Here is a 22960-nt window from a genome sequence, read left to right on the forward strand (position 1 = left end):
ATTGACAGCTGTCGATGTCGTACGGGTGAACGGCCGGCCAACAGCAGCCCTACGTCCTTCAGGCGCCGACCGCAGCGCTGCGGCGCTCGATCAGGAGCACGTCGCGCCAGAAACCGTGCCGGCTGCCGATGCGCTCGCGGGTGCCGACCACGCGGAAGCCGAGCGCCTGGTGCAAGCTCAGGCTTGCGGCGTTCTCCGGGAAGACGCCCGACTGGATCGTCCACACGCCGGCGTCTTCGGTGGCGGCGATGAACGCCGACAGCAGCGCGCGGCCGATGCCGTGCGCCTGGCAGCCGGGGTGGACGTAGATGCCGTGCTCCACCACGCCCGCGTACACGGGCCGGGACGAGACCGCCGATGCCGCCACCCAGCCGAGCACCTCGCCGGAGTCGGCATCCACCGCCACGTACCGCAGGTGCGGGGACCTGCTCGCGGTGAACCCCTCCCAACTGGGCGCGGTGGTCTCGAAACTGGCCTGACCGGTGTCCAGCCCGGCCTGGTAGATGGCCAGCACCTCGGCGGCGTCGCTCTCGCGCATCGGACGGATCTCCAGGCCGGGCCCGATGGCGGGCTTGACGGCCTGGACGATGGCCGAGTGCACCCCGTCGCCGTGATCGGCGGTCAACGTGATCGTGACCGCGACGAAGCCGGCCGCGACGAGCAGGTCCCGGTACTCCCGTACGGTGAGCGACCCGGCGGCGCAGCCGATGCGCTGCTCGGCCCGCTGTCGCGCCTGCTCGTCGAGCACCTGCGCGGTGACGACGTCGCTGACGCCGAACCGGCCGCCGGGCCGCAGCACCCGGAACGCCTCGGCGAGCACCGCCGCCTTGTCGGCGGACAGGTTGATCACGCAGTTGGAGATGACGACGTCGACCGTGTGGCCGGGCAGCGGGATCGCTTCGATCGTGCCGTGCAGGAACTGGACGTTGGCCACACCGGCCTGTTCGGCGTTGCGCCGGGCCAGCTCCACCATGGCCGGGCTGGCGTCCAGGCCGAAGACGGTGCCCTGCGGGCCGACGCGGCGGGCTGACAGCAGCACGTCGATGCCGCCGCCGGAGCCGAGGTCGAGGACCGTCTCACCGGCACGCAACCCGGCGACGGCGACCGGGTTGCCACAGCCCAGGCTGGCGCGGAGCGCCCCGTCGGGAAGCGCGGCGGTGTCGTCGTAGCCGGCCGGTCCGAAGCCGCCTTCGGTGAAGGCGACGGGGTCGCAGTCGGCGATGTGCTGCCCACGGGACGCGTTGCGGGCCAGGGCGGAGTAGTGGTCGACGATCTCGTCGTGTGCCATGAGATCTCCTCAGTCGCGAACCGGCGCGGTCGGCACGGGGTTGCCCATCACCACATCCGCGGCGGTGGGGAAGCAGCTCACGCAGCTCTCGTTGATCCGGTACAGGCTGGACGTCCCCTGCCGCTCCACCAGGACGAACCGCACCTCGGACAGGATCTTCAGGTGGTGCGACACCGTGGACTGCCCCACCCCGGAGACCGCCACGATCTCGCCCACGCTCATCGGCTCGCGCCGCCGCGCCAGCAGCGACACGATCTGGATCCGGGTGGCGTCGGCCAGGGCCTTGAACCAGCTCGCGTACTCCTCGGCCTCCGCGCGCGGCAGCGGCTCCTTCTGCTCGTCCATCGTCAATCGACGATATTCGATGAACGGGAAAAGTCAAGCTGCCGCCACCTGCACGCGGAAAACCGTCGCTATCCCGGGCCCGGCCTCTTCCGCCGCGAGCTGCTGTCGGCGATCTGCTGCGAGGCGCTTTCCGAGGCCTTGTACGCCGGGTGCCGGCCGAAGGCGTACGCGGAGGACTGCATCGTGAACAGGTCGGCGTAGGCCCGGCCGGCCGCCACCAGGGTGGCGTGATCACCGATCTCGACCACCCTGCCCCCGTCGAGCACCACGATGAGGTCGGCCGTACGGACGGTGGACAGGCGGTGCGAGACGAACACCGTGATAGCGCCCACCGACCGGCCGATGCGCCTGGCCTGCGCGGCGTACCGTTCGAACACGGCGTCCTCGGCTTCCGGGTCGAGGGCCGAGCCGGGCTCGTCCAGAATGAGCAGCAGGGGGGCCTCGCGCATGAACGCGCGGCCCAGGGCGAGCTTCTGCCACTGACCGCCGGAGAGTTCGACGCCGTCGGCGTACGACCTTCCCATCTGGGTGCTCAGGCCATGCGGGAGGCGGGCGACGACGTCGGACGCGGCGGCGCGTTCCAGGGCCCCGGCCACCACGGCATCATCGGCGATCCTCGGCAGGTCGCCCAGGCCGACCCCCTGCCGGATCGCCAGCTCGTACCGTACGAAGTCCTGGAAGCCGGCCGAGACGCGCAGCCGCCACTGGTCGGGCGCCACCTGCCGCTGGTCGACGCCGTCGAGCAGGATCCGCCCGCTGGTGGCTGGTAGAGCCCGCACAGGAGCTTGACCAGCGTGGACTTGCCGGCGCCGTTCTCGCCCACCACGGCCACGGTGTGGCCGGCCGGGAGGATCAGCCGGACGTCCGTCAGCACGTGCCGTGTCGTGCCGGGATAGGCGAAGCTCACGTCCTCCAGGGTGATGCCCCGATCGAGCCGGTCCGGGGGCCGACGGCCGCCGGCCGCCGCGGGCCTTCCACCGGCCCCCGCGGGCCTTCCGCCCGCTGCGGCGGGGTCTCCACCGGCCGCAGCCGGCTTTCCGCCGGCTGCGGCGGGTTCTCCGATGGCGGCCGCCAGGTCGGCCAGCCGCCGGTGCGCGGCGGCCATCCGGTGCAGGTCCTGCATCAGCCGGACGGCGGTGGTGACCTGCTGGTTGACCTGCACGGCCAGCACCACGACCAGGACGACGCCACCCGCAGACGCGCCCCCGGAAACCGCGCTCCGGACGGCGACCAGCACCGCGCCCGTGTACCCCGCCGCGAACGTCACCAGCCCGGCGGCACGGATCACCGTGGCGGCGAGCTGCCCTCGCCACAGGCGGCGGGTGGCGGCCGCCCACAGCCGGGCGTGGCGGGCGCGCAATTCGCCTCCGAGCGCTGAGACCCGCAGCTCGCCACCGTGCCGGGCCGTGGTCGCCAGGCGAACAGGTTCAGCGCGATGCGGGTCGGCTCGGCCGAATCCTGCCGGGCGCTGTCCAGGGCCCGATCGGCGACGCGTCCGGCGACCAGCGGCGGCAGCACGGCGAGCGGGAGCAGCAGGAGCAGCGCGCTCACCCGGGCCAGCAGGATGCCGGTGCAGGCCATGGCGATCGCGAGACCGGCGGCGCTGACGATCGCGCCCAGACCGGTGTGGAACCGGCGGCTCTCGCGCTGCAGCACGGTGAACGCGTCCGCATGCTCGGGCTGGTCGTGGTGGGCGGTCCCGGACGTTCCGTTGGACAGCGCCGCCAGCCGCAGGTCGAAGTCGATTTCGGCGAGTTCGGACAGCTCGAAGTACGCGATGTGCGCGAAGTGGCCGAAGGTCAGCGACACGATGGCGAGAACGGCGACGCCGGCTCCGGCGAGCGCCGCGGCCCCGGATCGGCCGGCGAGCACGTCGTCGGTCATCTCGCCCAGGCAGGCGGCCAGCAGCGGCGCCGCCGCGGCGCCGGCGAGCACCAGGACGAACGCGGTCACGGTCTCGCGACGATCGGCCCGCCAGGCGCCGCCGACCAGGTGCCGCACGGTCCGGGACACCTCTCTCACGTCGGGTCTCCGGTGCACCCGGCGAAGCGGCGGGCCTGCAGGCGGAACAGGGACGCGTACCGGCCGTCGAGCGCCATCAGCCCGTCATGGCTGCCCTGCTCGACGCGGCGGCCGCCGGCGAGGACGACGATGAGGTCGGCGCGGCGCACGGTGGCGAACCGGTGCGAGATGAGCAACGTGGTCGCACCCTGGGTGAGCTCGGCGAACTCGTCGAAGAACCGGGCCTCGGCGCGGACGTCCAGGGTCGCGGTGGGCTCGTCCAGGACGATGACGGGTGAGCCGTGCCGCAGCGCGAACAGCGTGCGGGCCAGGGCGATCCGCTGCCGCTGCCCGCCGGACAGGTCCGCGCCGCCCGACAGGTGCCGGGCCAGGGGCACAGGAAGGGCACGAGCGGCTGGGGGAAGGTGGCCGACCAGCCTGGGAAGCCGACCTTGTGGCGTTCGGCGGCGGTGAGCCGGAGCAGCCGTTCCTCGACCGTGTCAGCGAGCGGGTCTCTGCTGCTCAGGGTGGTCACCGGGGACTCCTCGGGGGGACCGCCGCCCGCTCGCGCGCGAGGCTCGATGCGGCCACGATGCCGGCCACCGCGCCGAAGGGGTCGGACTCGGCGATCTCCGCGCGCAGCCGCCGGGCGGCCGCGCGGTAGCCGGCGTCGCCGAGCACGGTGACGACCGCCTGACGGACCTGCTCCGGCCGGGGGCGCCCGGTGCGCAGGTCGAGCCCCGCGCCGCTCCACTGGACCCGAGCCGCGACCTCGGGCTTGTCCTCCGTGTCACCGGCGACGACCAGCGGCACTCCGTTCCGCAACGCGGCATGCACGCCGCCGTAGCCGCCGTTGGTGACGAGGACGCTCGCCACCGGCAGCAGCCGGTCGAACGTCACGTAGCCGGCGATGACGGAGTTGGCCGGGATCTCGGGGAGCAGGCGGGCGAAGTCCTCCGGGCCGTCCGGGCGGGCCGTCGCCGCGACGACCGTGACGTCGGTGGCGGCGAGCCCCTGGACCGTCGGCAGGATCAACTCGGAAAGGTCCTCATTGCCAGTGTCCCCTGGGTCACCGCCACGACCGAGCGGCCCGCCGCGGTGTACTCGGGCCACCACTCCGGCGTCGCGAAGGAGTCGCTCGACGGTTGCGGGAGCGCCCCGATGCACCGGAACGAAGCGGGCGCATCCGAGCGTGGGTACTCGAAGCCGGGCACGGTCAACTGGAGATAGTGATCGGGCCCGGTGACCGCACAGTCGAAGACGAACCCGGGGAGGTCGCAGCCGATGGCCCGGAAGACGTTCGCGACGTCCTTTTGCAGGCCGGCGTACGCTTCGAGCGTCTCGGCGTTGAGCCGGCGGTTCCGCGCGCGGCCCTCGGGGCCGGCGAGATACGGAAGTCCGGGCCCGAACGGGGGAACGTCGTCATCAGCAGCATGGGGGAAGGACCCCGAGGCAGATCGTCGTCGGCCGATCGGCGCTGGGCGGTCGCAGGGACAGCGGCAGGGCGCCCAGGAAGACGGTGTCGTGCACGAGCACGGTGGCGGGGAAACGTTCCAGCAGGGCTTGGATCAGGGGTCCCGGCGGCTGGGCGAGGGAGGTCGCGGACCGATCGCCGCCCATCATCAGGGACCGGGCGCGCCAGGTGCCCTCGTGGCCGCGGTTTCGAAGACATATCCGGTCCGGGCCGAATACGGTGGCTCGTTGACGATCGGCCCAGCCGTAAGCCTTCGGGAGCTCTTCATGCGCACCGCAGCCGCGATCCTCTCCTTCGTGCTCGCCATCACCATCCTGCCCGTCCGTCCGGCCACCGCCGCGGTTTCCGCCTCGCGGCTGCCGGGCGGCAAGGCCACCTATGTCGTCTCCCAGGGGCATCTGAAGGCCGCCTCCCGGCAGAACTGGGTACGCCTGGGCAACTACCGCTTCGCCGCGAACGGCACGGTGAGCGCCGCCCTGTACCTGTGGTGGCAACGCCATCCCAAGGCCAGGCAGCGCACCGGCACCGTCCCCGACTCGAGCTGCACCACCAAGGCGGGCGGTGCCGCGTCGCGGCCCCGCGCCTGCGAGGTGCTCACCGCCGGGGGCTTCACCGGCGGCCCCAGCGAGAAGCGCACCGGGACGTACACCGTGGCCGGTGACGTGCTCACGATCCGGTGGAAGATCGCCCAGACCTGGACGGAGCAGTGGTACGTGCGGCGCTCGTCCGACGGCAGGCTGGCCCGCCTGGACCTCAAGCGGAGCACGCTGGCCACGCACGGGTACGGCTACGGCAGCAACGCCGCGCTCGGCACCCGTCGCGCGATGAGCTCGGTCAAGGCGTTCTCGGGCTCGCTCAGGCAGGACCTGACGAGCTGGGCGAGCGGCAAGCTCGTGAACTCCGCCAACCAGCCGTTCGGCCACTCCGCCTTCCGCGCCTGCACCGGCACCACCTCGTGCCTGACCTACCTGCAGCCGTCCTCGCGCGGCGCGTGCCAGAAGTCCGGCGGCTGCCCCAAGTACGGCGGCGGAACGCGCCCCAACATCAGCTCCATCCAGTACTACCTGACGATGATCTCCAAGTCCGACCGCCGTGACACGTTGTGGCACTGGTGCACCTGCCTGGCGATGGAGCGCCGTCAGTTCTGCTACACCGGGAACTCCCACGTCAAACCGCTCATGCAGATCATCGACGACAGGGGAGCCTTCCGCGGCTGGGTCGGCGCGGAGGCGTCCTTCTCGACCGGCTCCCGGGCGACGGACATGCTGGCGGTGTTGCGCATCTCCGATTTCCGCTGACCGGGCCGCACCTGAGTGCCCGAGTGCGCCGGCATCCCCGTGGGACGGCGACACGTCTGCCTCTGGTTTGCCGTAGATGTGGTTGAGTGTGCCGTTCATGGCGGCCGAAGGGGTGGTCGCGAGAGAGCAAAGACCGAAGGAGCACGTGTGAGTTTCAGCCGGCTGACCCATCTGGAATGCGGCCGATGCGGGGCCGAGCACGACAGCGAGCGGCCACAGAACCTCTGCGTGACCTGCGGTTCGCCGCTGCTCGCCCGCTACGACCTGGCGGCGGTCCGCACGTCGCTGAGCCCCGCGGAGCTCGCGGGCCGCGGGCCCGACCTGTGGCGCTACCACGAGCTGCTGCCGGTCAGGGACCGCGCGTACGTCACCACGCTGGGCGAGGGGATGACGCCGCTGCTGCCGATGGCGCGATACGGCGAGCGCATCGGCCTGCCGCGGCTGCTGATGAAGGACGAGGGCCTGGTCCCCACCGGCTCGTTCAAGGCCCGCGGGGCCGCGGTCGGCGTCTCCCGGGCGGCCGAGCTGGGCATCGAGCGGCTGGCGATGCCGACCAACGGCAACGCCGGCGCCGCCTGGGCGCTGTACGGCGCTCGCGCCGGGCTGGCCGCCACGGTCGTCATGCCGGTGGACGCGCCGGAGATCACCCGGCGCGAATGCGTGGCGTCCGGCACGGACCTGCACCTGGTGGACGGCCTCATCAGCGACGCGGGGCGGATGGTCGGCGAATGGGTCGCGGCCTCGGGCGGCCGGGTCTTCGACACCTCGACCCTCAAGGAGCCGTACCGCATCGAGGGCAAGAAGACGATGGGCATCGAGATCGCCGAGCAGCTCGGCTGGCGCACACCCGACGTGATCCTCTACCCGACCGGCGGCGGGGTGGGCCTGATCGGCATCCACAAGGCGCTGAACGAGCTGCGCGAGCTGGGCTGGATCGAGGGCCCGCCGCCTCGGCTGGTCGCCGTCCAGGCCGAGGGGTGCGCGCCGATCGTGCGCGCGTTCGAGCAGGGAGAGAAGGAGAGCCGGCACTGGGACGGCGCGCGCACGGTGGCGTTCGGGATCAACGTGCCCAAGCCGCTCGGCGACTTCCTCATCCTGGAGGCGCTGGCGGAGACCTCGGGCACCGCGGTCACGGTCACCGACGCCGAACTGCTGGCCGAGCTGCGGGAGGTCGCGGCCCTGGAGGGGGCGTTCGTCTGCCCTGAGGGTGCGGCGGCCTTCGCCGCGGCCCGCAAGCTGCGCGCGTCCGGGTGGATCGGCCGGGACGAGCAGGCCGTGGTCCTGAACACCGGCGCCGGCCTGAAGTATCCGGGCACCGTTCCCGTGGACGCGCCGGTCCTGGGGGCGGACGCGCACCTGACCTGACGCGGGGGCGCTCCGGTGGCGTGCTGCTAAGGTGCGGCGGATGAGCGGACGTGGAGTTCTTGTCACCGGCGCGTCGCGAGGCATCGGACGCGCGATCGCGGCGGCCTTCGCCGCCCAGGGAGATCGGGTCGCGATTCACCACCGCGACTCCGCGAAGGAGGCCCAGAGCCTGCTCGGCGAGCTGCCGGGCGGGGGTCATGTGATCGTCCAGGCCGACCTGGCCGACGCCGACGGCGTGCGGCGCATGGCCGACGAGGCGGCCCGGGCGCTCGGCGGCATCGACGTCCTGGTCAACAACGCCGGGCTCTTCCTCCATCACCCCATCGCCGAGATGTCCTACGAGCAGTGGCAGGACGCCTGGCGGCGGACGCTCGACGTCAACCTGACGGGCGCGGCCAACGCCACGTGGTGCGCGATCCAGCACATGCCCGCCGGAGGCCGGATCGTCAACGTCTCCTCGCGCGGCGCCTTCCGCGGCGAGCCCGACAGCCCGGCCTACGGCGCGAGCAAGGCAGGGCTGAACGCCTTCGGCCAGTCACTGGCCGTCGTGCTCGCTCCGCGGGGCATCGCGGTGGCCTCGGTGGCGCCGGGGTTCGTCGAGACGGACATGACGAACGAGCACCTCAAGGCGCCGCGCGGCGACGCGATCAGGGCGCAGAGCCCGTTCGGGCGGGTGGCGCGGCCGGAGGAGATCGCGGCGGCCGTGCTGTACCTGGCGTCGCCGTCCGCCGAGTGGGCCAGTGGCACGGTGCTCGATCTGAACGGCGCCTCATACCTCCGCTGACAAGCCGCCCCAAAATTCATGATCTCCGTGAATCAGGCGGTTATTGTGAATTCTCAGGACACTTCGGAAAACTCGCTTCGAGGGGGACGGTGTGGCCAAGGGGTGCTTGTACGCGCTGGCATCCGTCGCGGGATGCGCGACGCTTGCCGTGCTCGGCTTCGTTCTCTACGTCCACCTCGGATCAGGCGTCCTGCTCCTCGCCCTGCTGATGGCGCCCATCGGCCTGTGCGGGCTGGTCGTCGCGCACGACGTCATGAACCACCGGGCCGTCAACGCCAACGAGCGGCTGCGGCTCGTCCAGGAGCGTGACCGGGTCCGGCGTACCGTCGACCTCGTCACCGATCCCTCCCTCACCGACGTCGAGCGCCTGGCCGTGATCGACTGCTTCATCCCCAGGCTGGGACGGAACCCGGCGCGGTCGCCGTACCGTGACAGGTTCGTGGCGGTGGACGAGCTGTCCCCGCCGTCACGCGCCCTCCTGGAACGCGCCAGAGCAGCCGTCATGTCCGTCTACACCTCCCAGGTCATGCAGCGGCGGCTGCTGGACGACCTGGCCAACGAGACCCTGTTACCGAGGCAGCTCTGGGAGATCGCCATGCTCCTGCGGGTGCAGACGCACCTGCAGGAGGAGCAGGACCAGGCCCGCCAGGGACGCGTCACCCCCGAACTGCTGGCCGTGCTCGATCCCCAGCAGGAGGCCCTGCGCCGCTCCGTCGCGTCGGTGACGGCCAGGGTGGAGAGCCTGGAGCGGTACGCCGGGCGGGTCCAGGAGGCCGACGCCGCCCTGCGGGCCATGGACGCCCTGGGCAACAACCACAAGTACCGGGCGCTGCTGGCCCACACCGACGACACCGAAGGGCTGCGCGAGCTCGAAGCCCAGGGAGACACGCTGCAGGAGACCCTGACCAGGAGCGTCCGTGACGCCATCGAAGCAGGCCAGACCCTCGAACCCGGCCCGCCCGCCTGAGCCGGCGACCACGGTCACGTGAGCCGGCGGTCCAGCAGGAGCGCTCCCCGGCCCGCCAGCAGCGAGCCGCACCATTCGCGCAGATCCGCCGGGTTGGGCCCGCGCACCTCGCCCTCGCCCAGCAGGTCGGCCCAGTCCAGCAGGGACTCGGCCAGCATGAGCGGCACCCCACGCCGCTCGTGCACCTCGGCCGCCGCCTCGAAATGCTCGGAGGCCCGCCGCGGATCGCCCATGGCGACGCGCAGGTGCGCCAGGTAGTGGTGCCCGCAGTGGTGCGCCACCGTGCCGTGCCCGAACGTCTCGCCCTCGGCGGCCAGCGCGTCGCACAGCTGCCCGGCCAGCTCGGCCCGCCCCAGCCGGGACGCGGCCACGGCCAGGTTGTCGAGAGCGGGCCGGTAGGCCATGTTCCGTGGCGGCTCGGCGCCCTGGTCGGCCAGGATGCGGTCGAGCAGGGGAGCGGCCCCCTCGTCGCCCAGCTCGCACAGGAAGCGCAGCACCGCGTGCACCGGATCGACGCGCGGCGCCTGGGCGGCCCGCCGCAGCCGGTCGCCCAGCTCCCACAGCCGCCCCTGCAACCGCCGGATCTCGCCGATCTGCTCGGCGTAGATGGCCACGGCCTCCAGGCGGCGGCCGATCTCCGAGCCGAGCCGCATGGCGGACTCCGCCTCGGCCTCGGCCTGCGCCAGGTCACCCTGCATGAGAGTCAGCCCGGCCCTGGAATAGCCGATGATCCAGTTGAGCTGGGGTTGCGCCAGCCGGCGCGCCAGCTCGTCGGCCTGGTCGAGCAGCGTCGCCGCCCTGGCGGCGTCGCCGCTGTCGAGCACCGGGGGCGTGCGCTGCACGTACGCGTGGAACAGGGCGAGGTCGTCGCCCGTCCTGCGGGCGGCCTCCAGCATCTCGTCGCCGTCGCGGTGCCGCTGGTGCAGCGGGTCGGCGGGAATGATCGTCAGGCTGCGCAGCCCCAGCACGCCGGCCAGCGTGCGCGGGTCGCCGGACTTGCGGGCCAGCGCCACCGCCTCGTCGCTCAGCGCGAAGCGCCGCTCGCCGTCGGGCGCCCAGATCAGCTCCAGGGCGAGCTGGGCCGCCAGCAGCGCCCTGGTGCTGATGTCGGTGGAGTCGACCAGTCGGCGCGCCTCGGTCAGCAGGGCGATGCGCTGCGTGTCGGGCGCCGCCGAGATGGTGGAGAAGCCGCGGTCGCCGCCGAGCGCGGCCATGACGATCAGGTCGTGGCGCTCGCACTCCCTGGCCAGGTCGGCCGCCCGCACCAGGGTCTGCCTGGCCTCCGGGTGGCCCGCCAGCCACATCGCCCTGCCACACTCCATGAGCAGCTCCGCGCGCCGCTCCCGCGTGGTGCCGGGGAAGTCGCCGAGCAGGTCGAGCACCCGCTGGTACCAGGTGACGGCCTCCCGGTGGGCCAGCCCGGCCAGCGCGTGCTGCGCCGCGCGCACCGCCGCCTCCGCCGCCGCGCGCATCCGGGCGGGGTCGCGGCCGTGCTCGGCGGCGGCCAGCAGGTGGGCGGCCACGACGTACGGCCGGGCCTCCATGGCGTTCGGGTCGGTCCGCGACAGCGCGTCGGCCACCCGGCCGTGCAGCAGCCCTGCGCGCGGCGCGGACAGGTTGCCGTAGAGGGCGTTCCTGGTCAGCTCGTGCGAGAAGTGGCAGGAGCCGCCGTCGGACATGCTCACCAGGCCCGCGCCCATCGCCTCCTCGACGGCGGCCACGAACCGCGCCTCGTCGAGGTCGAGCCCGGCCCGCAGCTCCGCCGGCTCCATGCGCTCGCCGACGGCCAGCAGGTTGACCAGGTCACGCGCGTCGGGAGGAAGCTGCGCCAGGCGGGCCACGACCATCCTGGACACCGAGTCGGGCACGGCCAGCGCGTCGAGGTCCTTGCCCGCGGAAAGTTCCCTCACCACCTCGCTGACCAGGAACGCGTTGCCGCCCGTGATCCGGTGCAGCTGCTCGGCGTCGCCGCGGGTGCGCAGCTGCGCCAGCGCGTGACCGACCTCGTCGAGACCGAAGGCGGGGACCGGGATGACGCGGCTTTCCGCGGTCACCTTGTGCAGCTCCGGCATGGCCGACTCGACCGGCAACGGCCGCGACATGGCGAGGACGAGCATGGGCAGGGCGTCGGCGTCCCACATGAGGGCGTTGAGCATCTGCAGCGACTCCAGCGTCGCCCACTGCAGGTCGTCGATCACCAGCAGCACCGGCCGCACGGCGGCCAGGCGTTCGATCAGCGTGCGGGCCGCGGCCATCAGGTGGTAGCGCTCCGATACGGGCTCGGTGGCGGGCGGCACCTCCAGCGACAGCGGCGGCGCGGCCAGCGAGGGCGCGAGCCGGACGAGCTGGCCGCACTGCTGGTCGACCCCGGCCCGCAGCAGCAGCGCGGGTGAGGTGCGGGCCAGCCGTTCGACCGCGCCCGCGATCGGTTCGTACGCCTGCCGCGCCGGATCCGTGCACCGCCCCGCGAGCACCGTGAACTGCCGCTTGAGCGCCCGCCTGGCGACCTCGGAGGCCAGCCGGGTCTTGCCCACCCCCGGCTCGCCCTGCAGAATCACCAGCCCGCTGCCGAACTCGGCCGCCGCCAGCTCGCCGTCCAGCGCCCGTAGCTCGTCATCCCTGCCGACGAAGGGCAGCACGTGGCTCTCGTCCAGCCACGGCGCCAGCCCGCCGCCCTGGTGGTGCTCGGCGCTCTGCCAGTGCAGCTCGTACGTGTGCAGCGGCTCCCGCAGCCCTTTGCCGGACAGCCGGCCCAGGTCCTTGAACTCGTGCCTGCCCCGCCCCTGCGCCAGCCGGCGTACCAGGTCGGTGCAGAGCACCTGGCCGCCCTCGGCCACCGCGACCAGGCGTGCCGCCTCCACCGTGGGCAGCCCGCTGACGTCGTCGCGCCCCCAGCACACGTCGCCGGCGGCGAGCGCGGCCCGGATGGAGATCTTCTCCGGGGCGCGCTCGTTCTCGTCGGCGATCGCCTGCTGGACCGCGATGATCGCGTCGAGCCCGGCCGTGGCCGAGTCGAACACCGCCATCAGCCCGTCGCCCAGGCTCTTGGTGAACGTCGAGCCGTTGGCGGTCACGACGGACTGCAGCAGCTGGTAGAGCCGGCGGAAGACGACGTTGGCGCGCTCCTCGCCCAGCCTGACGCGCAGGGCGGTGGAGCTCACCACGTCGGTGAACAGGATGGTCGCGGTCGTGAGCGCGCCCGGCGCGTGCGGGGGAGTCACGTGCGCGGCCTTTGCGGCGTCCCTTTTAGCGGTGTGCCCTTTTCGCGGGCCCGCTTCTCGAGGGCCCGCACGGGCGCGCGTAGCGTGCCGCGGACGTCACGGCGGACCGCGCGGGTCGCCACCGCGGGGCGTGACTGCCCGATCCGCCAGGCGCGGGCCAGCTCTTCGGGGATCCGGAACGCCGCCGTCCCCGCGGAGTGGCGGTCGATCAGGGCGGTCACGATGTGCCGCCCGGCCTTGCGCGTCAGCCGGCGGGCCACGCCGTCGACGGGCCCGGCCAGCCAGGAGTGCCGGTGCGAGGATCGCGCCGCCGCGAACAGGGCGGTGAACCACCATGCGGGCTTCGGCACCCGCAGCAGCTCGGGCACCCGGTCGGCGCGGTGGGCCGCGTCGCGGAAGACCCAGTGCACCAGGCTGCGCGGCAGCTTGCGCCATCCCAGGGGCATGAACTCCTCCATCTCCGCCAGCAGTGTGGCCATCAGCCGGCGGCCCTCCTCGCTGGACTCGTAGAGGCGGCCGAGACGCTCGCTGACCGGCTCCACGTCGGCGAGCGTGAGAGGCTCGTCACGGCAGGCGTCGACGCCCATGAGATGGCCGAAGACGCTCCACGTGTAGAGGTGGGCGGCGCGCTCCTCCTCGGTCAGCACGACGCCCATGCGCTCCAGAGCCTCCCACGTCACCACAGAGAAGTCGAAGATGGTGGCCAGCAGCAGTTCCTGGTTGACCGGGGGCCCGTATCTCGCGGTGTCCCAGTGGTCGGCGTAGCGCTCGTTGACCACGGCGCGCACGAACGAGTGCAGGATGCGCAGCCCGATCGCCGTGGTGTGCCCGGGACCGCCCGGACGCAGGCTGCCGGTGGCCCGCAGCCCCATCACGTCGATCAGCATCTGCCCCGTCTCCGCCACCCGCCGGGTGAGGCTGTGCGTGGCCAGGTTGGAGACGCCGGCCAGCACCTTGGCGCTGGACACCTCCACGTACGCCATCGGCAGGCACTTGCAGAACAGCGCGGCCGACTGGTAAAGCCCGTAGTCGGCGAACACGGCCTGCCCCCTGGCCAGCAGCTCGGCGTCGTCGCCCCAGTCGGGCAGGTCCTTGGCGAAGTCGATGGCGTCGAAGATCTCGGAGGCGGGCGGCTCGCCCGAGGGCGCCCTCGCCTCCCGCTTGGCCTGCCCCAGCTCGGCGACCACGGCCTTGAGCAGCTCCAGCGGGCCGCTCCCCTCCGGCTGGGCCTCGAGGTAGTCGGCGACCACCTTGTCGATGTCGGGATCCGCCTGCTGCCTCAGCTGCCGGAACCGTTCCTCCGGCCAGCGCTCGTCTTGGTCCGTCATATGCCCCGTACTCCAGATTCGGTCAGAGGCCGCCCCGTTTCCGTAGGGCGGCGACATCCAGCAGCGTGATGGTCCGGCCTTTGACGGCGATGAGATTCCGCGACACGAGCGACTGCAGCGCCCGGTTGACCGCCGGTCGCGACGCGCCGATCAGCGCTGCCAGGTCGGACTGGGTCAGCCCCGGCATCTCCACCACGCCGTCGGCGTGGCCGTGCTTGTCGGCCAGTTGCAGCAGCAGCTTCGCCAGCCGCCCGCCGAGGTCGAGGAAGGCCAGGTCGGCCGCCTGGTCGGTGAGCCGGCGCACCATGTGGCCGAGCATGCGCAGGAACTCGTCGGCCAGCCCCGGGTGCTCCCGCATGAGCTCCAGCAGCCGCGCCCTGGGCAGCGCGAACACCCACGCCGGCCGCGCCGTCACGATCGACGCCGAGCGCGGCGAGCCGTCCAGCAGCGCCATCTCGCCGAAGGTGTCGCCCCTGCCCAGCATGTTGAGCACGATCTCGTCGCCGTGCTCGGTGGTGAACACCACCTTCACCAGGCCGTCCAGCAGGACGTAGAGGGACTCTCCCGGGTCTCCCTGGTGGAAGATGATCTGCCCCGAGCGGTATCTCCGCGCCAGCCCGGCCCGAGCCGTGCTCCGGATGCCGCTCTCCCCGAGCACGCGGAACAAGGGAATCCCGGCCAGCACGGCGGCGATCGCCTCGACGTCGTGAGGGAGATGCCCGGTCATGCAAGAACTTTAGGCCGCATTCCGTGCTTGGACAGGGAGCCGCCGCCGTTCCCCGGAATGTGACGAGGAACACAGCCGTACTGTGTCGTCCGGAACAGACCGGACAGATCGCTCGACGCACGGTGGACCTGCCGGACGGGATTGGCCCCCCGAGTACCCGGACCGGCAGGGAGAAGACAGACATGCACGTGGAGACCATCGAGCGTCCCGGCACGGCCACGGCCGCGCTGGTGTCGGCCGCGCAGGACGGCGACGCGGCGGCGTGGGAGCGGCTGATCGAGGAGTTCAGCCCCATGCTCAGCGCGCGCATCCGCAGGTTCAGGCTCAGCCACGAGGACGCCCAGGACGTGCTCCAGACCACCTGGCTGCTGGCCTGGCAGAACCTGAGGAGCGTGACCGACGGCCAGCGGATGGCGGGCTGGCTGGCCACCATCGCCTTCCGCGAGTGTCTCAAGCTCACCAGGCGGACGAAGGAGATCTGCACGCCCGACCTCGATTCGCTGGGCAGCACGGACGACGTCGACAGGGAACTGGCCAGGATCTGGCTGGCGGGCACGCTGGCCGAGCTGGTCGAGGAGCTGCCGGCGGCGCAGCGGGTCCTGTTCAGAGCGCTCACGGAAACCTCCGAGCCCCACTACGTGGACGTGGCACGCAGGCTGGGCAGGCCGGTCGGGAGCATCGGGCCCACCCGAGCCCGCTGTTTCGCGAAGCTGCGCGGGCTTCTCCAGGCTCGGGAGATCACCCGCGACTTCCTTGACTGACTCACTTCGTTTCCGGGCCGAGCGGGATCGCCTCGAGGAACGGCTCGAAGTCGAAGTGCTCCATCTCGTACGCGTCGGGATCGGTCTCCGACGGATAGCGGTAGACCTTGTGCGGACGGCCGAGCCCCGGGTTGCCGGCGAACATGTCGCTGACCGCCTGGGGGAGCAGGCCGCGCTTCATCTCCTCCGCCAGGCCCTCGGCGATCTCCTTGGCGAACGGGACGTCGTAGAGCGCGGAGACGTTCTGGTAGACGCGGAAATAGCTGACGATGAAGCGCATCCGGTCGGGGTAGGACACCCAGTCGGTGACGCCCGCGAGGGACGCCTCCTGGTCCTCGGTGATGAACTCCTCGGCCAGCTTGCGCACCTTCTCGTTCCGGATCGGCGCCCACACCTCGGCCAGGTCGACGCCGGCGGGCGCGGTGAGCGGCCTGCCGACCTTGACGTCGCTGAGCGGCGTGCGCACCGCGAACATGTGGCGCGTGTAGAGGGAGGACCACGCCGACTCCAGCAGGCGCGTCAGCCACGGCTGGTCCTCGTGCCGCGCGCTGTAGAGCCGGAACCTGGGGAAGGGCCGCCGGGTCACCAGCGAGCGCAACGACCGCCACGACACCCGCGTCAGCCACCTGACGGGCCGGTAGAGCACGAGCTCCAGGGACTTCTGCGCGCGTGCCTGCTCGTAGGCGGACAGCGCGATGTTGGCCCCCAGCATCAGCTCGGCCCGGGCCGCCGGGTCGGTGGCCTCCCGGGCCTCGGCCAGCAGCCGCGCGGCGTCCTTCAGGTAACGCTCGTCGGCGTCGGCCAGCAGGTCGGTCAGGAACCGCGGCGGCGTCGGCGTCAGGTCGGACTCGGGGCTCACCTTGAGGTAGCGGTCGGGCGTCTCGTTCCACAGGTTGACCGCGAGGCTGGCCGTCTCCAGGAAGATGGCCCGGTTGGCCAGCGCCAGCCCGAGCCGGTAGCTGGGGCCGAGCAGGGTGAGCAGCGCGGCTCTGAACACCCGCATGAACCGCTGCGGCACTCCGAGCCGGCGGCCGACGTCCTCGATGAACGGCGAGTCGGGGCCGAGGTCGAGGCTCTCCCCGACCGCCTTGGACGTCCAGGTGGCGTAGCAGTACCAGTTGGTGGCGTCCTTGCCGAGGTGCGCGGCCAGGTCACCGGCGACGCGGTGGTAGCTGTAGGCGATCACCATCGCTTCGAGCGCCGGGCTCCGGTCCTTGTAGGCCGCGATGCGCAGCACGTCGTCCGCGGTCATCGGAGTGTCGGACATGGGGTCTCCCGTGTTGCTGGTCCCGTCGCCTCGAGGAGTGCCTCGTGAGGAGAGCGGCTCCAGCGGCGTCAGATAGGGTCGGCGGCCGGCTCTGCCCCGTGGCCGCCAGCCAGGAGCGTAGGAGCCCTCGCTTGCGACGGGCTTGCAGACGAATCGTCGATCCGCCGCCCCGGCGCGGCGCTCTCAGTCCAGCACCACGATCTTGCTGAGCACCACGTACCCGCCGAGCGCCCCCGCGGTGCCGGCGGCGGTCGCCGTGGTGAGGTTGACCACGAGGTCATAGGTGCCAGGGCTGAGCTCGCCGCGCATCGGGACGGAAGCGGTGTACCGGCCCGAGCCAGGGGTGAAGGTCAACTCCATGGGAGGAGAGGGATGCCGTGCCTCACCACCACCCGGCCGGTCGGTGATGATCTCCAGCTTCCAGCACCCCGCCAGCCAGTCGACGAGCTCACCGGTGACCTCCCAGCTCACGTCCACGGTCCAGCCCTCGCCCCGCCGCACGACCTTCGTGGGCTGGGCGCCCGGATCGACCACCTGACCGTGCAGAACCCCGGTCAGCTGCTCGGCCGGCACCTTCATCACGTGGAATTCCCCGGTCGCCATGTCGCTCTCCTCTCAGCGGGGCGGTGCCCCGTGCGAAGGTGCAGAGCGATGGCGGTGGCAGGGAAATACGCACCCTTCTGGTGATGAATGACGGACCTCTGGCCGTCCGCCTAGCGCAGGCGGATCGCGTCGGGGCCCAGCTCGGTGACGTCGCCGACGCCCAGCAGTTGCAGGGTGCGTACGAGCTCGGCGTGCAGCAGGTCGAGCACCCGGCGCACGCCCGGTTCGCCGCCCGCCATCAGCCCGTAGAGGTAGGCGCGGCCGATGAAGCAGGCCTTCGCGCCCAGCCCGACCGCGGCGGCCACGTCGGCGCCCGTGCGGACACCCCCGTCGAGGAAGACCTCGGTGCGGTCGCCGACGGCGGCCACCACCTCGGGCAGCAGCTCCAGCGGCGTGGGGGAGCGGTCGAGCTGCCGCCCGCCGTGGTTGGACACGACGAGCCCGTCCACCCCCACCGCGGCCAGCTCCTTGGCGTCGTCGACCCGCTGCACACCCTTGACCAGCAGCTTGCCCCGCCACGCCGACCGGATCCAGCCGAGGTCCCTGATCGTCACCGAGGGGTCGAACATCATGTTCGTGATCCCCGCCAGGTCGTCGGGCGCGCCGTCCACGGTGGCGAACCTGAGCGGCTCGCTGGTCAGGAAGTCGAACCACCACGCCGGGTGCCGCACCGCCTGGAGCGCGCTCCGCCAGCGCAACGACGGGGGGACGGTCAGGCCGTGCCGCACGTCGCGCAGCCGGGCCCCCGCCACGGGCACGTCCACGGTCACCACCAGCACGTCCATGCCCGCCTCTCGCGCCAGGGACAGGACGTCCAGGTTGCGGGCGCGGTCGCGGACGACGTACAGCTGGAACCAGTTCCACCCGCGGGGGGCCGCGGCGGCCACGTCGCCGGCACTGGTGGTGCCCATGGTGGACAGCGTGTACGGGACGCCCGCGCGTTCGGCGGCCCGCGCCACCGCCGGCTCGCCCTCGCGGTGCATCATGCGCGTGAAGCCGGTGGGGCCGAGCACCACCGGCATCGCGATCCGCCGCCCCAGGATCTCGACCGCGGTCGGGGCCTCGGCGACGTCGCGCAACACGCGAGGGCTGAACTCCACCCGTGCGAACGCCTCCACCGCCCTGGCCATCGACCGCTCACCCTCGGCCGCGCCGTCGACGTAGTCGAACACCATCCGCGGAGCCCGCCGCCTGGCCAGCAGCCGCAGGTCGGCGACGTCGGCGGCGCCCGCGATGCGCTGGGCCGCGGACCAGCGGGGCCGTCCGGGCATGACGGCGCGCAGCTCCCGCCAGCGGGGCAGGCGCCGCGGCTGATTCGGTGTGGTGTCGATGACCAGGACGTTACCAAACGATCCTGGACGATCCGCGTACGGTGGGAGGGTGATCGACGACTGGACCGCGCTCGCGGGCGGCTCGCCCGCGAGCCTCGCCACCGGGGCGGAGCTGGTCGCCCGCTGGTCGGAGCCGCACCGCCGCTACCACACCCTCGGCCACCTGGCCGCCGTGCTCGCGGCCGCCGACCGGCTGGCCGGCGACGCGGACGATCCCGCGGCGGTGCTGCTGGCCGCCTGGTTCCACGACGCCGTCTACGACGGCAGGCCGGGCTGGGACGAGGAGCGCAGCGCCCAGCTCGCCCAGTCGAGGCTGCCGAAGTGCGGCGTGCCCGCCGGCCGCGTCGCCGAGGTGGCCAGGCTGGTGCGCCTGACGGCCGCCCACGACACGCTGGCCGACGGCGACCGCGACGGGGCCGTCCTGTGCGACGCCGACCTCGCCGTCCTCGGCGGCCCGGATTACGCCGGCTACGCCGCGGCCGTCCGCGAGGAGTACGCCCACGTGCCCGATGACCTGTTCGCCAAGGGGCGCTCCGAGGTGCTGCGCCGGCTGCTGGCCGGGCCGTCCCTCTACCGCACGGCGCGGGCGCGCGGGTGGTGGGAGGAGGCCGCCCGCGCCAACCTGGCGGCCGAGCTATCGGCGCTTGCGGCGGCGCAGGCCGGCGGCGACGAGCCGCTGTAGCAGCTCGCGGGAGCTGACCGCCTGGGCGCCCAGCGACACCGCGCGGGCGTGCACGGTCTCCGGCACGTCGTAGTGATCGCGGTCGAACGCCCGCTCCGGCACCCCGAGCCGCAGCGCGAAGTCGTGCAGCTCCTGCAGCGAGCTGTCGCTGACCAGGTGCGACCACATGAGGCCGCGCGGTCCCGGCCAGTTGGGCGGGTCGATGAGGACGGTCACGACCCCCAAGAATAGGACGATGCCGCGGCCAGGCCCCCGGCCGGGCCGGCGCCGGGTCAGCGCCGGACGGGAGGACCCTGCCGCTCTGCCGGGTCAGCGCCGGACGGGCAGGACCCTGCCGCGCACGGCCAGCTCGCCCAGGTCGGGCAGCACGATCTCGGCGCCGTGCGCGTGCAGCTCGGCCGCGCCGTCACCGTCCCTGGCGACCGCGATCACCAGCCCGAACCCGCCCTTCCTGCCCGCCTCGATGCCGGGCAGCGCGGACTCGACCACCGCGGCCTTGGCGGCGGGCAGGTCGAGGCGGCGCACGGCCTCGAGGAACAGGGCGGGGTCGGGCTTGCCCGGCAGGTTCATCAGGGCCGCGTCGTTGCCGTCGACCAGCAGGTCGAACAGGTGCGTGACGCCCGCCGCGTTCACCAGCCTGCGGCCGTGCAGGCTGGCCGACACGGCCGCCGTACGCGCTCCCCGCTGCCGCAGCTCGTGCAGCAGCGCGACCGTGGACGGGAAGGCGGCCACGCCGTATTTGTCCACCTGCGCCATGAAGACCTGGTCCTTGGCCAGGCCGAGCCCGTGCACGGTCGGCGCGCCGGGCTCGTCGTCGGGCGCGCCCTCGGGCACGGTGATGCCGCGCGCGGCCAGGAAGGTGCGGATGCCGTCGAGCCGCGGACGCCCGTCGACGTGGCGGAGGTAGTCGTCGCGGATGTCGAACGCCGCGGAGCGGCCGCGCAGGAAGGCGTCGAAGACGTGCTTCCAGGCGGCCGCGTGCCCCCGGGCGGTGTCGGTCACCACGCCGTCGGTGTCGAACACGACGGCGCTGATGACGGCCAGGTCGATGACGGGCTCATTCGCGCTGCGCTCGTTCACAGTGCGAACGTAACCGCTCTACCAGGCGACGGGTAGCTCTTTCACGCCGTAGACGATGGCGAGTTCCCTGAACGGCACCTCGCCCGCCACGCGCAGGCCGGGGAAGCGGCGCAGCAGGGCGGGGAAGGCGATGCGCATCTCCATCTGCGCCAGCGGCGCGCCGATGCAGCGGTGGATGCCGTGGCCGAACGCCATGTGCGAGCCCACCACGTCGCGGCCGGGACGGACGACGTCCATGTCGTCGCCCAGGCTGGGGTCGCGGTTGGCGCCGGTCAGCGAGCAGAGCACCATCTCGCCCTTCTTGATCGGCACCCCGTGCAGCTCCATGTCGTCACGGGCGAAACGAGGGAAGGCGACCTGCACGACCGTCATGTAGCGCAGCAGTTCCTCGACGACGTCGTTGATGTAGCCGTCGACCTCGCGCACCTTGGCGGCCTGCTCGGGATTGCGCAGCAGCCAGAGGGTGCCGAGCGCGAGCATGCTCGTGCTGGTGTCGTGGCCGCCGGTCAGCAGGCCGTCGGCCATGCTGGCGAGAGTCCGGTCGTCGAGCTCGTCGCCGTGGTCGCGCAGCAGCTGCCCGAGCAGCCCCTCGCCAGGGTCCTGGCGCTCCCTGGCCACGAGGTCCGTGAGGTACGCCATCGCGTCGTTGATCGCCTGCAGGGACGCCTCGGGGCCGGCGGTGAAGTCGAAGCGGTCCTTGCTGAGCTTCACGAAGTCGGCGCGCTCGTCGTAAGGGACGCCGAGCAGCTCGCAGACGACGAGGGACGGGATCGGCAGCGCGAACTCCTCGACCAGGTCGACCGGCATGCCCTCGGCGCCCTTGGCCTCGATGCGGTCAAGGGACTCCTCGACCATGGCCGCGATCCGCGGCTCCAGCCTGCGCAGTCGACGCACGGTGAACTCGGGCGTCAGGAACTTGCGCAGGCGGGTGTGCTCGGGCGGGTCGCGGAAGCCCAGGCCGCCCGGGTCCTCCTGGTTGGACCCGAGCCCGATCACGCCGGCGAAATCGTTGCTGAAGCGTTCGTGGTCGCCGAGGACGCCGCGCACGTCCTCCCAGCGGGTGACCAGGTAGACGGTCTGACCGCCGGGGATCTCCATCGGGAAGACGGGGTGCTCGGCCCGGATGCGGCCGAGCTCTCCCACGGGATCGAACCCGTCACGCATGAACTGGACGAGAGGGAACTCGTTGTCTGCCATCGATATCCGTCCTGCTGGGATGCATCACACCATGTCGGGATAAACCCCTCCATAGATGGTCCCATCAGGAAAGGCGGCTGTTGCCCTCCGAAAGGAGGAATTTATTTTCGGCCCGGCGGAGTTCGTCCCCACCCTACGGCTCGCCCGCGGAGGGGCCCGCCGCTCCCGGCGCTCACCTTGTGTGACCGCAGGGTTACCTGATCGTGAGCTGGACGGATCGTCCGGACGATGGCAGGGGGAGGACCGCCGGGGGATGTCACTGGCCGCTTCCGGCCGGTTTCTCGGAGTTGATCAAGCGTCGGAACTGGAGTGAAAGCTGGGCAAAATGGGGCGGCAGATGCCGTTTGGCGTACAAGATGGCGACATTCTGCGATGATCTCGTCGCATAGAGCCGGAGCTAGAGCCCCCACGGATAGTGACTGATGCCGACATTCGAGGAAATAACAGCCTTCGTCACAGAGAAGCCGCTTGCCACCGCTGTCATCGCGCTGCTCAGCCTTGCCGGGCTCGCGCTGGCGTTCCTGGTCATCAGGGTCGTCTGGCGCGCGGTCGCCTGGTTGTTCGCCCGATACGTGGCCCAACGTCCCGTCGAGGACGTGCTGACCATCGTGGCCGCGTCCATTGCCACAGGCGTGTCGGCGCAGGGCATGTGGCGCTTCTCCGGCGACGTGCTGGGGCTCGACGGGCCGCTGCGGCTGCTGCTGTTCGCGTTCATCGAGGTCGCGATCATCACCTCCGCCGTGCGCGCCCGCCGCAACATGCGCGAGAACTTCTCCGCCGGGATCGACGGCATCGCCGTGTGGGCGCTGACCTGCCTGACCGCCGTCCTGTCCAGCATGGACGCGCGCAGCGCGCCCGAGGCGCTGTTCCGGCTGGCCGCCCCCCTGGTGGCAGCCTGGCTGTGGGAGCGCGGCATGGCCATCGAACGCCACCGCATCCGCGGCACCGGCCGCATCAACTGGCGGCTGACGCCCGAGCGGCTGCTGGTCAGGATGGGCCTGGCCGAGGTCAGCGACCGTACGGCCAGCGAGGTCGACGCCCACCGCAGGCTGACCCGCGTCGCGCTGGCCGCCAAGCGGGCCAAGGCGCTGCGCGAGGGAGGAGCGTCCGAGCGGAAGATGCGCGCAGCGCTGAGCAAGCTCGACAAGGCCATGGACCAGGCCGTCGAGCACACCGGGCTGGCCGTGGACCAGAGCCGCCAGGAGGCCCTGCTGGCCCAGATCGCCGCCCTCTACAACACC

21 protein-coding genes and 2 pseudogenes are annotated in these 22960 nt (G+C 72.3%); 7 read left to right on the top strand and 16 right to left on the bottom strand.

Annotation, left to right across the window (positions count from 1 at the left end; translation table 11 throughout):
• Positions 1-58 precede the first annotated feature (58 nt).
• The 7 genes and pseudogenes from E1292_RS52815 to E1292_RS25250 all read right to left on the bottom strand — a co-directional run bounded on the left by E1292_RS52815 (position 59) and on the right by E1292_RS25250 (position 5254).
• On the bottom strand, positions 59-1288 hold the full coding sequence (locus E1292_RS52815; protein WP_220447055.1) for a GNAT family N-acetyltransferase: 1230 nt from the start codon (positions 1286-1288) through the stop codon (positions 59-61).
• A gap of 9 nt (positions 1289-1297) precedes the next feature.
• Complete coding sequence (locus E1292_RS25225) at positions 1298-1633, bottom strand: ArsR/SmtB family transcription factor (protein WP_132597682.1); 336 nt, start codon at positions 1631-1633, stop codon at positions 1298-1300.
• Between the two features lie 68 nt (positions 1634-1701).
• Positions 1702-2756: pseudogene (locus E1292_RS54030) on the bottom strand (ATP-binding cassette domain-containing protein).
• A 161-nt stretch (positions 2757-2917) separates the two neighbouring features.
• The gene (locus E1292_RS25235; protein ID WP_132597683.1) at positions 2918-3655 is read right to left on the bottom strand and encodes a hypothetical protein; all 738 of its coding nucleotides are present in this window, start codon (positions 3653-3655) and stop codon (positions 2918-2920) included.
• Positions 3652-4032, bottom strand: coding sequence for an ATP-binding cassette domain-containing protein (locus E1292_RS25240; RefSeq protein ID WP_246090318.1), 381 nt, complete (start codon positions 4030-4032; stop codon positions 3652-3654). The genes E1292_RS25235 and E1292_RS25240 overlap by 4 nt, the downstream gene beginning before the upstream one ends.
• 133 nt (positions 4033-4165) lie before the next feature.
• The gene (locus E1292_RS25245) at positions 4166-4669 is read right to left on the bottom strand and encodes a glycosyltransferase (RefSeq protein ID WP_165974727.1); all 504 of its coding nucleotides are present in this window, start codon (positions 4667-4669) and stop codon (positions 4166-4168) included.
• 390 nt (positions 4670-5059) lie between these two features.
• Positions 5060-5254 (bottom strand): hypothetical protein, encoded by a 195-nt coding sequence (locus E1292_RS25250; protein ID WP_132597686.1) that lies wholly within the window; start codon positions 5252-5254, stop codon positions 5060-5062.
• A 120-nt stretch (positions 5255-5374) separates the two neighbouring features.
• Between E1292_RS25250 and E1292_RS25255 the strand changes: the two genes are divergently transcribed.
• The 4 genes from E1292_RS25255 to E1292_RS25270 all read left to right on the top strand — a co-directional run bounded on the left by E1292_RS25255 (position 5375) and on the right by E1292_RS25270 (position 9522).
• A complete protein-coding gene (locus E1292_RS25255) occupies positions 5375-6406 on the top strand; it encodes a hypothetical protein (protein WP_132597687.1) in 1032 nt (343 codons plus the stop codon).
• Positions 6407-6553: 147 nt separating this feature from the next.
• Positions 6554-7771 (top strand): threonine synthase, encoded by a 1218-nt coding sequence (locus E1292_RS25260; protein ID WP_132597688.1) that lies wholly within the window; start codon positions 6554-6556, stop codon positions 7769-7771.
• Between the two features lie 40 nt (positions 7772-7811).
• On the top strand, positions 7812-8555 hold the full coding sequence (locus tag E1292_RS25265; RefSeq protein ID WP_132597689.1) for an SDR family NAD(P)-dependent oxidoreductase: 744 nt from the start codon (positions 7812-7814) through the stop codon (positions 8553-8555).
• A gap of 91 nt (positions 8556-8646) precedes the next feature.
• On the top strand, positions 8647-9522 hold the full coding sequence (locus E1292_RS25270) for a hypothetical protein (protein ID WP_132597690.1): 876 nt from the start codon (positions 8647-8649) through the stop codon (positions 9520-9522).
• A gap of 14 nt (positions 9523-9536) precedes the next feature.
• On the opposite strand, the gene E1292_RS25275 is transcribed toward E1292_RS25270, so the two are convergent.
• Genes E1292_RS25275 through E1292_RS25285 form a run of 3 tightly spaced genes read right to left on the bottom strand, consistent with a single transcriptional unit; the run spans position 9537 to position 14798 of the window.
• Positions 9537-12743 (bottom strand): ATP-binding protein, encoded by a 3207-nt coding sequence (locus E1292_RS25275; protein ID WP_132597691.1) that lies wholly within the window; start codon positions 12741-12743, stop codon positions 9537-9539.
• On the bottom strand, positions 12740-14071 hold the full coding sequence (locus E1292_RS25280) for an oxygenase MpaB family protein (RefSeq protein WP_165974728.1): 1332 nt from the start codon (positions 14069-14071) through the stop codon (positions 12740-12742). The genes E1292_RS25275 and E1292_RS25280 overlap by 4 nt, the downstream gene beginning before the upstream one ends.
• Before the next feature lie 22 nt (positions 14072-14093).
• On the bottom strand, positions 14094-14798 hold the full coding sequence (locus E1292_RS25285) for a Crp/Fnr family transcriptional regulator (protein WP_132597693.1): 705 nt from the start codon (positions 14796-14798) through the stop codon (positions 14094-14096).
• 182 nt (positions 14799-14980) lie between these two features.
• Between E1292_RS25285 and E1292_RS25290 the strand changes: the two genes are divergently transcribed.
• Positions 14981-15559 carry an RNA polymerase sigma factor gene (locus E1292_RS25290; RefSeq protein ID WP_132597694.1) on the top strand — a complete coding sequence of 193 codons (579 nt, stop codon included), beginning with the start codon at positions 14981-14983 and terminating at the stop codon, positions 15557-15559.
• A 1-nt stretch (position 15560) separates the two neighbouring features.
• Here the strand turns inward: E1292_RS25290 and E1292_RS25295 are convergent, their stop codons facing one another.
• From E1292_RS25295 to E1292_RS25305, 3 genes are all read right to left on the bottom strand, one after another.
• Complete coding sequence (locus tag E1292_RS25295; RefSeq protein WP_132597695.1) at positions 15561-16826, bottom strand: hypothetical protein; 1266 nt, start codon at positions 16824-16826, stop codon at positions 15561-15563.
• A gap of 183 nt (positions 16827-17009) precedes the next feature.
• Positions 17010-17429 carry a hypothetical protein gene (locus E1292_RS25300; protein ID WP_132597696.1) on the bottom strand — a complete coding sequence of 140 codons (420 nt, stop codon included), beginning with the start codon at positions 17427-17429 and terminating at the stop codon, positions 17010-17012.
• Positions 17430-17539: 110 nt separating this feature from the next.
• A complete protein-coding gene (locus tag E1292_RS25305; protein WP_132597697.1) occupies positions 17540-18700 on the bottom strand; it encodes an alpha-hydroxy acid oxidase in 1161 nt (386 codons plus the stop codon).
• A 109-nt stretch (positions 18701-18809) separates the two neighbouring features.
• Between E1292_RS25305 and E1292_RS25310 the strand changes: the two genes are divergently transcribed.
• Entirely contained in the window at positions 18810-19442 is a 633-nt protein-coding gene (locus tag E1292_RS25310) for an HD domain-containing protein (RefSeq protein ID WP_132597698.1), read from the top strand.
• Here the strand turns inward: E1292_RS25310 and E1292_RS25315 are convergent.
• The 3 genes from E1292_RS25315 to E1292_RS25325 form a co-directional block, all read right to left on the bottom strand.
• Positions 19395-19658 carry a DUF4031 domain-containing protein gene (locus E1292_RS25315; protein ID WP_132597699.1) on the bottom strand — a complete coding sequence of 88 codons (264 nt, stop codon included), beginning with the start codon at positions 19656-19658 and terminating at the stop codon, positions 19395-19397. The genes E1292_RS25310 and E1292_RS25315 overlap by 48 nt on opposite strands.
• A 93-nt stretch (positions 19659-19751) precedes the next feature.
• Positions 19752-20522, bottom strand: a complete 771-nt coding sequence (locus tag E1292_RS25320; protein WP_132597700.1) for an HAD family hydrolase — start codon at positions 20520-20522, stop codon at positions 19752-19754.
• An 18-nt stretch (positions 20523-20540) separates the two neighbouring features.
• A complete protein-coding gene (locus E1292_RS25325) occupies positions 20541-21719 on the bottom strand; it encodes a cytochrome P450 (protein ID WP_181958291.1) in 1179 nt (392 codons plus the stop codon).
• A 572-nt stretch (positions 21720-22291) separates the two neighbouring features.
• Here E1292_RS25325 and E1292_RS25330 point away from each other — a divergent pair.
• Positions 22292-22960: pseudogene (locus E1292_RS25330) on the top strand (hypothetical protein); the annotation flags it as partial.

Origin of the sequence: Nonomuraea deserti, from assembly GCF_004348685.1 — a bacterium.
GTDB classification, from domain to species: Bacteria; Actinomycetota; Actinomycetes; order Streptosporangiales; family Streptosporangiaceae; genus Nonomuraea; species Nonomuraea deserti.

Bases quoted from the DNA above. Each gene is read 5' to 3' on its own strand.
- E1292_RS25295 (WP_132597695.1), bottom strand. From the start codon at position 16,826: ATGTCCGACACTCCGATGACCGCGGACGACGTGCTGCGCATCGCGGCC.
- E1292_RS52815 (WP_220447055.1), bottom strand. From the start codon at position 1,288: ATGGCACACGACGAGATCGTCGACCACTACTCCGCCCTGGCCCGCAAC.
- E1292_RS25290 (WP_132597694.1), top strand. From the start codon at position 14,981: ATGCACGTGGAGACCATCGAGCGTCCCGGCACGGCCACGGCCGCGCTG.
- E1292_RS25225 (WP_132597682.1), bottom strand. From the start codon at position 1,633: ATGGACGAGCAGAAGGAGCCGCTGCCGCGCGCGGAGGCCGAGGAGTAC.
- E1292_RS25300 (WP_132597696.1), bottom strand. From the start codon at position 17,429: ATGGCGACCGGGGAATTCCACGTGATGAAGGTGCCGGCCGAGCAGCTG.
- E1292_RS25255 (WP_132597687.1), top strand. From the start codon at position 5,375: ATGCGCACCGCAGCCGCGATCCTCTCCTTCGTGCTCGCCATCACCATC.
- E1292_RS25325 (WP_181958291.1), bottom strand. From the start codon at position 21,719: ATGGCAGACAACGAGTTCCCTCTCGTCCAGTTCATGCGTGACGGGTTC.
- E1292_RS25280 (WP_165974728.1), bottom strand. From the start codon at position 14,071: ATGACGGACCAAGACGAGCGCTGGCCGGAGGAACGGTTCCGGCAGCTG.
- E1292_RS25285 (WP_132597693.1), bottom strand. From the start codon at position 14,798: ATGACCGGGCATCTCCCTCACGACGTCGAGGCGATCGCCGCCGTGCTG.
- E1292_RS25265 (WP_132597689.1), top strand. From the start codon at position 7,812: ATGAGCGGACGTGGAGTTCTTGTCACCGGCGCGTCGCGAGGCATCGGA.
- E1292_RS25305 (WP_132597697.1), bottom strand. From the start codon at position 18,700: ATGCCCGGACGGCCCCGCTGGTCCGCGGCCCAGCGCATCGCGGGCGCC.
- E1292_RS25250 (WP_132597686.1), bottom strand. From the start codon at position 5,254: ATGGGCGGCGATCGGTCCGCGACCTCCCTCGCCCAGCCGCCGGGACCC.